8 protein-coding genes are annotated in these 11,623 nt (G+C 67.7%); 5 read left to right on the top strand and 3 right to left on the bottom strand.

Annotation, left to right across the window (positions count from 1 at the left end; genetic code table 11):
• Positions 1-83 precede the first annotated feature (83 nt).
• The 3 genes from ACQ4MJ_RS08250 to ACQ4MJ_RS08260 are packed head-to-tail and all read right to left on the bottom strand — an operon-like array spanning position 84 to position 3,672.
• Complete coding sequence (locus ACQ4MJ_RS08250) at positions 84-1,427, bottom strand: 3-deoxy-D-manno-octulosonic acid transferase (protein WP_431153004.1); 1,344 nt, start codon at positions 1,425-1,427, stop codon at positions 84-86.
• Positions 1,428-1,447: 20 nt separating this feature from the next.
• Entirely contained in the window at positions 1,448-2,224 is a 777-nt protein-coding gene (locus ACQ4MJ_RS08255; protein ID WP_055401755.1) for a carbon-nitrogen hydrolase family protein, read from the bottom strand.
• 59 nt (positions 2,225-2,283) lie between these two features.
• Complete coding sequence (locus ACQ4MJ_RS08260) at positions 2,284-3,672, bottom strand: phosphomannomutase/phosphoglucomutase (RefSeq protein WP_055401757.1); 1,389 nt, start codon at positions 3,670-3,672, stop codon at positions 2,284-2,286.
• Positions 3,673-3,829: 157 nt separating this feature from the next.
• Between ACQ4MJ_RS08260 and ACQ4MJ_RS08265 the strand changes: the two genes are divergently transcribed.
• The 5 genes from ACQ4MJ_RS08265 (at position 3,830) to ACQ4MJ_RS08285 (ending at position 11,608) form a co-directional block, all read left to right on the top strand.
• Positions 3,830-5,413 (top strand): DNA-3-methyladenine glycosylase 2 family protein, encoded by a 1,584-nt coding sequence (locus ACQ4MJ_RS08265; protein ID WP_233573420.1) that lies wholly within the window; start codon positions 3,830-3,832, stop codon positions 5,411-5,413.
• Between the two features lie 65 nt (positions 5,414-5,478).
• On the top strand, positions 5,479-6,027 hold the full coding sequence (locus ACQ4MJ_RS08270) for a methylated-DNA--[protein]-cysteine S-methyltransferase (protein ID WP_121420150.1): 549 nt from the start codon (positions 5,479-5,481) through the stop codon (positions 6,025-6,027).
• Complete coding sequence (locus ACQ4MJ_RS08275) at positions 6,024-6,950, top strand: DMT family transporter (RefSeq protein WP_055401926.1); 927 nt, start codon at positions 6,024-6,026, stop codon at positions 6,948-6,950. Before ACQ4MJ_RS08270 ends, ACQ4MJ_RS08275 begins: the two co-directional genes overlap by 4 nt.
• Positions 6,951-7,104: 154 nt before the next feature.
• Positions 7,105-10,923 carry a sensor domain-containing protein gene (locus ACQ4MJ_RS08280; protein WP_431153003.1) on the top strand — a complete coding sequence of 1,273 codons (3,819 nt, stop codon included), beginning with the start codon at positions 7,105-7,107 and terminating at the stop codon, positions 10,921-10,923.
• A gap of 136 nt (positions 10,924-11,059) precedes the next feature.
• Positions 11,060-11,608, top strand: a complete 549-nt coding sequence (locus ACQ4MJ_RS08285; protein ID WP_055401930.1) for a hypothetical protein — start codon at positions 11,060-11,062, stop codon at positions 11,606-11,608.
• Positions 11,609-11,623: the final 15 nt, after the last annotated feature.

Here is an 11,623-nt window from a genome sequence, read left to right on the forward strand (position 1 = left end):
TATCTCTCAGCGCATTTTGCGGCGGCAGTCCGTCACCGCTCTGGCAGACCGATGCTGTAGCAGTTACCGGAGGGGGGCACCTATCAACGTGAGTCGGTTTGTACGATTTCCAAAATTGCCTGCACTGTGGCCCGCGCTGCACCCCGGTGCGCCGTGGCAAAAAGCGTGGCTCGCTCACTGGCGGCAGCCTGCTGCGCGGCAACCGTGGCTAAATCAGTGGCCACTGCCATCCCTGCGGCCATGTCTAGCACGCGCTGCGCGGCACCTGCCGCGCAGGCCAGCTCGGCCGCCTCGGCAAAGTTGAAGGTATGCGGCCCCAGCACCACAGGGCAGCCGCAGGCGGCGGCCTCGATCAGGTTCTGGCCGCCCAGGGGGGCAAAACTGCCACCCAGCAAGGCCACATCGGCCAGGCCGTAGTACAGCGCCATTTCGCCCAGTGAATCCCCCAGCCACACGTCGGCCGCCTCGGGTTCTGCCGCCCAGTGGCTGCGGCGCGATACGGTGAGCCCAGCGCGCAGGAGCAGCTGTTGCACCTCGTCAAACCGCTGAGGGTGGCGCGGCACGATGAGCCATTGCACGCCATTTGCTATATTATTAATAGCTGCTTGCGATTGTCCATCATGCGCTGCGGCCTGTTTTGGCTTGAAGTTTTCGAGCCACATTGCCTCCTCGCCCTCCCGGCTGCTGGCCAGCAGCACCACGGGGCGCCCGGTGTGGGTGTGCCAGGCCCGGCCTTGGGCGATCTGGCGGGCGTCGGGCACCACGTCAAACTTGAGATTGCCAAACACGCCGCGCACGGGGGCGCCGATGGCCCGCAGGCGGGTGGCGTCGTCTTCGGTCTGGGCCCAGGCAGCGGTTAACCCCCCATAGGCGGGCCGGGCCAGCGCTGCCAGGCGCTGGGCCTTGTGCAGCGACTTGGCGTTAAAACGGGCATTGGCCAGCACCAGCGGCACGCCACGCTGCTGACAGCCCGCCACCAGGTTGGGCCAGACCTCGGTTTCCATGAGGATGCCGATGGCCGGCCGAAAGGTGCGCAGAAAGCGCGCCACGGCGCCCGGTGTATCCCAGGGCTGCCACACCTGCACGTCGCCGGGCAGCAGAAGCTTTTCGCCCTCGGCCCGCCCGGTGGCCGTGCCATGGGTGAGCAGCAGGCGCATGCCCGGAAGCTGCTCGCGCAGCTGGGCCAGCAAGATGGCGGCGGCGCGGGTTTCGCCCAGCGATACTGCGTGGACCCAGACAAACTGGCCTATCGGATCAACGCTGTGGTGCGACACCATGCTGTCCATGGGCACCGGATACCGGCCAAAACGCTCGCCCACCGCATGGGCATAGCCAGGTTCGGCCACGGCGCGGCGGCGCAGCTTGCGGCGCAGCAAGGGCTGCGCGCACCAGGTCACCAGCGAATACAGGGCGCGGGCAGCGTTCATGCGGGGGATCGATCAGCGGATCAGCCGACCAGCTCCACCACCCCGCCCGTCCAGCCGCTGTCGCCCCGTGCCGCCCACACCAGGCTGGGGCTGTCACCGGGCGCGGCTGCCACGCAGTGGCCACCGGGTGCCCAGAAGGCACTGCGACCCGCGCTCACGTAGCCGCCAGAGGGCCCGCTGTAGTTGGCCACCAGCACCGCCATGTCGTGGTCGCGGGCATAGCCTTGCAGCAGAGCCGATTCGGCCCCATAGGCCTTCTCGGAAATCAGCACGCCCGCCGCGTAGAGCGCGGCGCCCGCATTGCTGGCGGCCATTGCGTGTTCGGGGTGGGTGATGTCGGCACACACGGCCAGCGCCGTGGGTTCACCGGCCAGCAACAGCACCTGGGCGTCGTCGGTGCCAGCACTGGCGAACCGCTCCTCGCTGGGGTGCAGGTGGCGTTTGCGGTACAGCGCCACACTGCCGTCGGCCCCGAGCACCCAGGCGCCAATGGCGGGCAAGGCGCCCGCCACCACCGGCGCAGCCGGGGCGCCCACCACCAGGGTGATGCCATGTTGCTGGGCAGACTGCCGCAAGGGGGCCAGCGCGGGATGGTCGGCCGACAGCACGTTGGCCGCCAGCAGGTTCGGTTCATACCCCGTGAGCGACAGCTCGGGAAACACCAGAACCAGCACACGTTCGTGCACCGCCGTCCGCACAAAGGCCAGGTGCGTTTGCACGTTGCGCGCCACATCACCCGGCGCCGAGGGCGACTGGGCAGCGGCAACACGCAAGGGGGTGGACAGTGACGGTTTCATGCAGGGCGGTTCAACAACAAATACAGAAAGAGGGGCGCGGTGGGTTCGACGATACGGCGTCAGTGGCTGGCGGCGCCCACGTGCGCATCGGGCTTGACCCGGTGCAGCAGGGCCAGCATGGCCGCTTCAATGCGGGCCAGGGCCTCGGTGGTGTGGCCCTCAAAGCGCAGCACCAGCACCGGCGTGGTGTTGCTGGCACGGATCAGGCCAAAACCGTCGGGCCAGTCCACGCGCAGGCCATCGATGGTGCTGATCTGAGAGGGCGCGGCAAAGGTCTCTGCAGCCAGGGCCTGCAGCTCGGCCGTGAGGCGGTGGGGTTCGCCCTCGGCGCAGGCCACGTTCAGCTCGGGGGTGGAGAAACTGGTGGGTAGCGCGTTGAGCACGGCGCTCGGGTCGGTGGACTTGCTCAGGATTTCCAGCAGGCGGCAGCCCGCGTAGGTGCCGTCGTCAAAGCCGTACCAGCGCTCCTTGAAGAAGATGTGGCCGCTCATCTCGCCGCCCAGCGGGGAGTGGGTCTCCTTCATGCGGGCCTTGATGAGCGAGTGGCCGGTCTTGAACATCACCGGCACGCCGCCAGCGGCCGCAATGGCAGGCGCCAGGCGCTGGGTGCACTTCACGTCGAAGATGATCTCGCCGCCGGGCACGCGCGAGAGCACGTCTTGCGCAAACAGCATCATCTGGCGGTCGGGGAAGATGTTGGTGCCGTCCTTGGTCACGATCCCTAGGCGGTCGCCATCGCCATCAAACGCCAGGCCCAACTCGGCGTCGCTGGCCTTCAGGGCCTCGATCAAGTCACGCAGGTTCTCGGGCTTGCTCGGGTCGGGGTGGTGGTTGGGGAAGTTGCCATCCACCTCGGAGAACAGCTCGATCACTTCGCAGCCCAGGGCTCGGAAGATGTCCGGCGCCGAGGCGCCCGCGATGCCGTTGCCGCAGTCCACCACGATCTTGATCGGGCGGGCCAGTTTCACATCGCCCACGATGCGTTCGCGGTACGCGGGCAGCACGTCCACATGGCGCACCGAGCCGCCGGGCAGCAGCTGCCAGGTTTCCTGCTCCATGGTGCGGCGAAGCTGCTGGATTTCTTCGCCATAGATGGCGCGGCCGTTCAGCACCATCTTGAAGCCGTTGTAGTCCCTGGGGTTGTGGCTGCCGGTGACCTGAATGCCGCTGGCACACAGCGTGCTGGCTGCAAAGTACAGCAGCGGCGTGGTCACCAGGCCCACATCGATCACCTCAATGCCCGCCTCCACCAGCCCCTGGATCAGCGCACCCGAGATGGCCGGGCCCGACAGGCGCCCGTCGCGCCCCACCGCCACGGTGGTCTGCCCCTCGGCGCGGGCTGCCGTGCCAAAGGCCCGGCCCAGGCCGAGCGCAACTTCTTCGTTGAGCGTGGACGGCACAATGCCGCGGATATCGTAGGCTTTGAAAATGGCGGGTGTGGGCTGCACGCAGGGGCCTTTCGCGTAGGGAGTTGGGCTGTTTTTGGAAGTCCGCTGCATTGTAGGCGCGCCCTCCGGGGGTACTGGGGGCAAACCCTCGCGTTGGGCTGAGGCACATGTCCGAAAACGGCCAGTGAAAACACCCCCGGCTCCTATGATCCAGCCCATGAATCTGCCCTCCCCCCCCACCCCACCCGTTGCCCAGGCACCTGACACCGCCTTGGACGAAGGCCGCTACCTGGCGGTGCTGGCGCGGGATGCACGGTTTGACGGGCATTTTTTCACGGCGGTGACCTCCACCGGCATCTATTGCCGCCCCGTGTGCGCCGTGCGCACGCCCCGGCGCGAGAACTGCCGCTTTTTTGTGCTGGCCGCACAGGCCGAGAACGCGGGCTTTCGCCCCTGCCTGCGCTGCCGGCCCGAGCTAGCGCCGCAGGCGCTGGTGTGGTCGGTGCAGGACGCCAGTGGCATCCTGGTGCAGCAGGCCGTGCGCCTGCTGGATGCGCCCGACCTGTGGCCCGCCCCGTCCGCGCCCGGCGAAGGCAGTGCCACCGTGGCCCGGCTGGCCGAGCGCCTGGGCGTGAGCGACCGGCACCTGCGCCGCATTTTTGAGGCGGCCCTTGGCGTGTCGCCCCTGCAATACCTGCAGACGCGCCGGCTGCTGACCGCCAAACAACTGCTCACCGATACCCCCATGCCCGTTACCCAGGTGGCGCTGGCCAGTGGTTTTGCGAGTGTGCGGCGGTTCAATGCGGCGTTTTCGGGGCACTACGGCCTGAACCCCACACAGCTGCGGCGCAGCGGCACCACCGCAGGGGCGCAACCCACCAGCACCTTGCGCCTGGCCTGGCGCCCGCCGTTTGATGTGCCCGCACTGCTGGCCTTTTTTGAACGGCGGCAGTTCCACGGTGTGGAATGGGTGCTGCCGGAGGAGACCACGCTGCGGCGCACGGTGCGTCTGCCCGCTTCCTGCACCGGCCTGCCCGGCGAAACCACGGGATGGTTCAGCGCACGCTTTGACGGGGCCCGCCACCAGGTGCTGCTGCAGACCAGCGACAGCCTGTACCCCGTGTTGCCGCTCGTGATCCGCCGCGTGCGCGCCATGCTCGACCTGGATGCCGACCCCGCGGCCATCAACGCCGTGCTGCACCAGCACTTCCCCCAGGGCGACGGCCTGCGGGTGCCCGGTGCGTTCGACGGCTTTGAGCTGGCCGTGCGCGCCGTGCTGGGCCAGCAGATCACCGTGGCCGCTGCGCGCACCCTGGGCCAGCGGCTGGTGGAGAGGCTGGGTGAGCCCATCGAAACGCCCTGGCCCGGGCTGAACCGCCTGTTCCCCACCGCTGCCACGCTGGCAGCGGCCGACGGCGACACCCTGGGCCAGCTGGGCATCGTGCGCCAGCGCCAGGCTGCCATTGTGGCGCTGGCCCGCGCCGTGGATGGCGGCACGCTGGCCTTGCACGCGGGCGCCGACGTGGCCAGCACCACGGCCGCGCTGTGCGCCCTGCCCGGTATTGGCGACTGGACGGCCCAGTACATCGCCATGCGCGTGTTGCGCTGGCCCGATGCGTTTCCGGCCGGGGATGTGGCGCTGCACAAGGCCCTGGGCGTGCAGGGGCACAAGAACCCGGCCCGCGCCGCAGGCGAGGCCTCGCAGGCCTGGCGGCCCTGGCGCAGTTACGCGGTGCTGCGCGCCTGGGCAGCGGGCACCCCGGCGGGTGCCTTGCCACCAGTTCCATCACTATCAAAGTAGGAGCTGCTAGCGCTTATCCATCAAGCGCTGGAGGCCAATTTCATCTAAAAATCGTTCATTCAGTCATGCAATTTCACCCCCACACCGTGCAAATGCGCACCTCCACCGCGCTGGGGCCCGTGCGCCTGGCGGCGTCGCCCGCCGGCTTGGTCGGCGTCTGGTTTGAAGGCCAGCGCCACGAGCCCAGCCAGCGGCTTCATGGCCCCACGGCCTGGGCTGACACGGCAAGCCACCCCGTGCTGAAGGAAGCCGCCCACCAGCTCCAGCAGTACCTCGCCGGGCAACGTGCGGGGTTTGACCTGCCGCTGGACCTTTCGGGTGGCACGCCGTTTCAGCAGGCTGTGTGGCGTGCCTTGCTGGCCATCGGCCGGGGTGCCACCACCAGCTACGGCGCCTTGAGCCGCCAGTTGGGCCGCCCCCTGGCCGTGCGCGCAGTGGGCGCCGCCGTGGGCCGCAACCCGATCAGCGTGGTGGTGCCCTGCCACCGCGTGGTGGGATCGGACGGCAGCCTGACGGGCTATGCCGGTGGCCTTGATCGCAAAGCGGTCTTGCTGACGCTGGAAAATGCGCTGCCCTCCACCTCCCCCAACGCTTTCCGCAAAGGACATGCATGAACAGCCCCGGCAACCAGCCCGTTTCCACCTGGATCGGCGAATTCATCTTGCTGGCGGCGCTGTGGGGCGCGTCCTTTCTGTTCATGCGGCTGGGTGCGTCCGACTTCGGCCCTCTGCCCACGGCCGGGCTGCGCGTGGCGCTGGCCACGGTGTTCCTGTGGCCCATCATGCTGCGCCAGGGCCACTGGCCTGCGCTGCGACAGCACTGGCGGCCCATCCTGTTTGCGGGGGTCATCAATTCGGCCATTCCATTTGCGCTGTTTTCCTGGGCTGTGCTGCACATTGCCACGGGCCTGACCTCCATCCTCAACGCCACCGTGCCGCTGTTTGGCGCGCTGGTGGCCTGGATGTGGCTGGGTGACCGCATCAACCGCCTGCGCTGGGCGGGCCTGGCACTGGGTTTTGTGGGCGTGGCGCTGCTGGCCTGGCGTGCGCCAGCGGGCACCGGGTTCAAGAGTGACAGCGCCGAATGGGCCATTGCCGCCTGCCTGTTGGCTTCGAGCTTCTACGGGCTGTCGGCCAGCTTTGCGCGGCGCTACCTCACGGGCATTCCACCGCTGGCCACCGCTACCGGCAGCCAGCTGGGCGCGGCGCTGGGACTGGCCCTGCCCACGCTGTGGTTCTGGCCTGCGCAGATGCCAGGCCTGCGCGCCTGGGGCGCCATCATTGCCATTGCGGTGCTGTGCACGGGCATTGCCTACATCCTGTACTTTCGCCTGATCGCCAGTGCCGGCCCCAGCCGGGCGCTGGCCGTGACCTTCATCACCCCCGTGTTTGCGGTTTTGTACGGCACGGTCTTCCTGGGCGAACGCATCACGCCCTGGATGGTGGGCTGCGCCGTGGTCATCGTGTGCGGCACATTGTTGTCAACCGGACTTATCAGGACACTCAGGCCCGCCCTGCCCGCCTCAGAACGGCCCTAAACTTGGCCCATGGGGTTTTCTTCGGGCTTTTGCCATCTGACCAAGTCCGTCAACGGCACCGGGCGCTGTACTGCCACACACATCCCCGGCCGCTCCCCCTGCAACTCCTGGCCTGCGGCTACCCCGCCGCAATTGGCTTGCCCAGGGGTTTTCCATGGGTAACAACACCCTTTTGGCCGCCACAGCGCTGATGTCGCTGCTGCTGGTGCTGGCCTGGCTGCCGCCGCGCGAGTCCTTGCACCCGTCGCGCCGCACCTTGCTGCTGCTGGGGTTGGCAGGCGGCCTCGTTTCCTGGATTTCTTTTGAGGCGCTGCGCTGGAACGCCCCCGAGCTGCGGGTGGTGGCCTACCCCACGGTGGCGGCGTTTCTGGCGCTCTTTTTCAGGTTTCCGGCGGCCATCATTGCGGCGCTCATCGCCCTGGTGGCAGCGGTGCGCACTGATATGTCCGATGCGGTTCCAGCCGTTGCCGTGCTGGGCGTGTCGGTGGCCACGGGGTTGTTGTGGCGCCATGTGGGGGCACGCCTGCAGGTGCCCAAATGGGCTGCACTGATCGGCCTGACGCTGACCCTGCCCCTGGCCGTGTCTGGCAGCCTGTGGGCTACCGACGGCGCATCCGACATGGCGCGAAGCCTGCCATGGCACCACGGCGCCGGGGTGCTGATGCTGGGCGTGGGCCGGTTGCTGCTGGCCAACGGGGCGCGCTCCGAGCTTTCACGCAGCGACATCCAGCAAGCCCTTGCACAACAAGAGCGCAGGCTGCGCCTGGTGCTCGACTCCATGGGTGGCGGGCACTGGGAGTGGGATGCGGTGCAGCGCCAGTTCCGCTGCCACGGCAGCTTCTACGACACCTTCGGCATCACCGCCGCCGATCTGGAGGCGCCAGACCTGTGGCAGCGCTGGTATGCCCGGCGCCACCCGCAGGATGCCGAGCGCAATGCGGCCAGGCTGGCGCGGGCCATGGACGGGCTGGAAGACAGCTACGAAGCCGAATTCAGGGTGATGGACACCGAGGGCCGCTGGCACTGGCTCATGTCGCGCGGCACGGTGGCCACGCGCGACGCCCAGAACCGGCCGACCAGCCTCATCGGCATGGACGTGGACATCACCGCCCACCGCGCGGCCGAAGATGCGCTGCGCTCGTCCGAGGCCAAGTACACGACCTTCTACCAGACGCTGCCCGACCCCGCAGGCATCTCGCGCATCTCGGACGGCCGCTACATCGACGTGAACCCCGCATTCTGCGAGGTGCTGGGGCGCCCGCGCGAGGAGGTGATCGGCCGCACATCGACCGAGCTGAACATCTGGGCCTCTGAACAGGAACGCAAGCGGCTGGTGGAGACCTTCCGCCGCGACGGCAAGGTGGACCGCCTGCCGCTGGTTGCGCAGCGCGAGGGCGGACGCATCCCGGGACTGATGTCGGCACGCTCCGTGCTTGTGGATGGCGAAAACTGTTTTGTGTTCGTTTTCCATGACATGACCGAAGCCCACCGCGCCAGTGACGAGCTGCGGGCCCTCAATGGCCTGCTGCAGCAGGCCGGCCGCCTGGCCCGGCTGGGTGCCTGGGAGGACGAGCGCGGCAAGGGCCTGGTCTACTGGTCAGACGTGTGTTTTGACATCCACGGCCTGCCCCCCGGTTCGCCGCTGCCCCACGACTACATCGACCGCCATGTGGCGCCCGCCTACCGCGAAACGCTGCGCGCCAACTTCCGCTTGAGCATTCTGGAGCGCCGCGAGTGGAGCATGGAGATCGAGGTGCTGCACACCGACGGTCGGCTGGTGTGGGTGCGCGCCATGGGCGAGCCGGTGATCGAAAACGGGCGCGTGACCCGCGTACGCGGCGTGATGCAGGACATCGACGAGGCCAAGCGCGCCGAGCAGCGCCTGCGCCAGTCCGAAGAGCGTTTCTCGCGCATCTTTCAGCTCATGCCCTACCCCATGGGCCTGTCGCACCGCCGCGACGGACGCTATGTGGACATCAACCCCGCCTGGGTGGACATGCTGGGCATCCCGCGCGAGGAGGCCATTGGCCGCACTGCGGTCGAGCTGGGCATCTTCACCGCACACGACCGCGAAAAGCTGATTGCGGAGGTGGAGCGCTCGGGCCACCTGAGCAGCTACGAGGTCAACCTGAATGTGCGTGGCGGCCCACCCCGCACCGTGCTGCAGTCCATGCGCGCCACCGAATTCGATGGCGAGCCGTGCTGGCTGTTCTCGGTGCACGACATCACCGACCGCAAACGCAACGAAGAGCAGGTGCGGGAACGCGAGGAACTGCTCTCGCTCACCATCTCGGCGGCATCGCTGGGCCTGTGGGACTGGAATTTGCAGACAGGCACCGTCACCGGCGACAGCCGCTGGCACGCCATGCGAGGCCTGGACACGCCCCACACCCCACTGGCCTCCACGCAGTGGACCGCCGGCATTGCCCCCGACGACATCGACCGCATCACCAGCGAACTGGCCCGCCACACCACCCACCCCGGCACCCCGTTCGACGCCACCTGGCGCGTGAACCAGCCGGGCGACCCCGCCCGCTGGCTGCGCAACCTGGGCAAGATCGTGGGCTTCGATGCGGCGGGCCGCCCCGCACGCATGCTGGGCGTGGCCATTGACGTCACGCCCCAGCGCGAGCAAGAGGTTCTGCTGCAGCGGCTGGCCCTGTTTGACGCCCTCACGGGTCTGCCCAACCGCGTGCTGCTGGCCCGCAAGCTGCAGGAGTGCATGGACCAGGCGCGCCAGAACGGTCGGCAACTGGGTGTGGCCTACCTGGACCTGGACGGCTTCAAGCCCGTCAACGACCGCCTGGGCCACGGCGCGGGCGACCGCCTGCTGGTGGTGGTGGGGGGCCGCCTCACACGCGCGCTGCGCCCGCTGGACACGGTGGCGCGCCTGGGCGGCGACGAGTTCGTGATCCTCATGCCCGACCTTGAATCCGTGGGAGACTGCGAGCGCATGCTGCACCGGGTGATGGACAACATCTCAGCGCCCTACACACTCGACACCGAGCGTGTGGTGGTCACTGCCAGCATCGGCTACACCGTGTTCCCGCAGGATGACGCCGACGCCGACGCCCTGCTGCGCCACGCCGACCAGGCCATGTACGCCGCCAAGCAGGCCGGGCGCAACCGGTTCCACCAGTTCGACGCTGCGCAGGAACGCGCCCTGCAACTGCAGCGCGAACAGGGCCGCCACTTACGCGAGGCCCTGGCCGCCGCGCAGTTCACGCTGTACCTGCAGCCCAAGGTGGACATGAGGAGTGGGGCCGTGGTGGGTGCCGAAGCGCTGGCGCGCTGGCAGCATCCCGAACGCGGCCTGGTGCCGCCGGGCGAGTTCTTGCCCCTGCTGGAGGGCACCGAGCTGGAAATCGACTTTGGAGAATGGGTGGTCGAAGCCGCACTCACCGTGCTGGCGCAACTGCAGGCACACGGACTGCACCTGCCGCTGAGCATCAACATCGCCGCCCAGCACCTGCAAAACCCAGACTTTGCCGACTGGATGGCCCGGTGCATCGCCCGCCACCCAGGCGTGCCCGGCCACCTGGTGGAAATCGAGATCACCGAAAGCGCCGCCCTCTACGACCTGACCGCCGTGGCGCAAACCCTGACGGCGCTGCGTGCACTGGGGGTGGCGGTGTCGCTGGACGACTTTGGCACCGGCTACTCGTCGCTGACCTACCTGCGCCGCCTGCCCATGGACACGCTCAAGATCGACCAGAGTTTTGTGCACGGCATGATGGGCGACCCCGGCGACCTGGCCATCGTGCAGGGGGTCATCGGCCTGGCCCGCTCCTTCGGCTACCGCGTGATTGCCGAAGGCGTGGAAACCATCGAACAAGGCCAGATGCTGCTGCAGCTGGGCTGCATGCAGGCCCAGGGCTACTGCATCGCCCGGCCCATGCCGCTACAGGATTTCATCGGCTGGACGCCAGGGTGGCAACCGCCGGTGGGGTGGCAGAAAAACCGGCCTGCGTGACTGCGCTCCGGCCGGAGTCTCGCCCCGCTCTGGCCCGGTGCCAGCGCACTGCGCCGATGGCAAAAAATCCGGGCGCTGCAACCGCCAAGGCGGTAAAAATGAATCTCCGTTCTTTTCTTACTATCGGAGGGGTCCCATGAGCGCTTTGACTTTGACCAACAGCACCTCGTACATCGCCCAGTACGTGATTCACCGGGGTGGGCTGGCCCTCGCCCGCCTGCCGGGCCTCGCCCCCGGCGCGACGCTATCCGTCCCGGAGGCCGAAACTTTCGAGATCACGGCCAGCACCATACTGGAAGGCAACACCTATACCTCCGCACCGATAGCAGTCAGTGGTGCGACCCGTTTTCTGGCGCAGGTGAAGCAGCAGCGCGCCCAGCAAACCTACGAATTCGAAGTGGTGACAACACCCAGTAGCGTTGCCAACCAGATGCAATTCGAAAAAACCAGCCTTGGCCCGGTGACCTTCCAGATCACGCACCAAGGTGTGCCAGTACAAGACGTCGTAGTGCCTGACTCATTCGTGCAGGTCACAGTGGAAATCAGCGATGTCTACTCCGTCTACGCCGTCATCAATGGCATCACGACTGACAGCGTGACCACATCCAATCCCAACGCCACCGTCACAGCAGTGTCCGAAGCGACCGACATGGAGTTTGGCTACTTCACCCTGGTGATCTCCTGAGCCCTGGCGTGCCAA

This window comes from Acidovorax facilis (assembly GCF_050626955.1).
GTDB lineage: Bacteria > Pseudomonadota > Gammaproteobacteria > Burkholderiales > Burkholderiaceae_C > Acidovorax > Acidovorax facilis.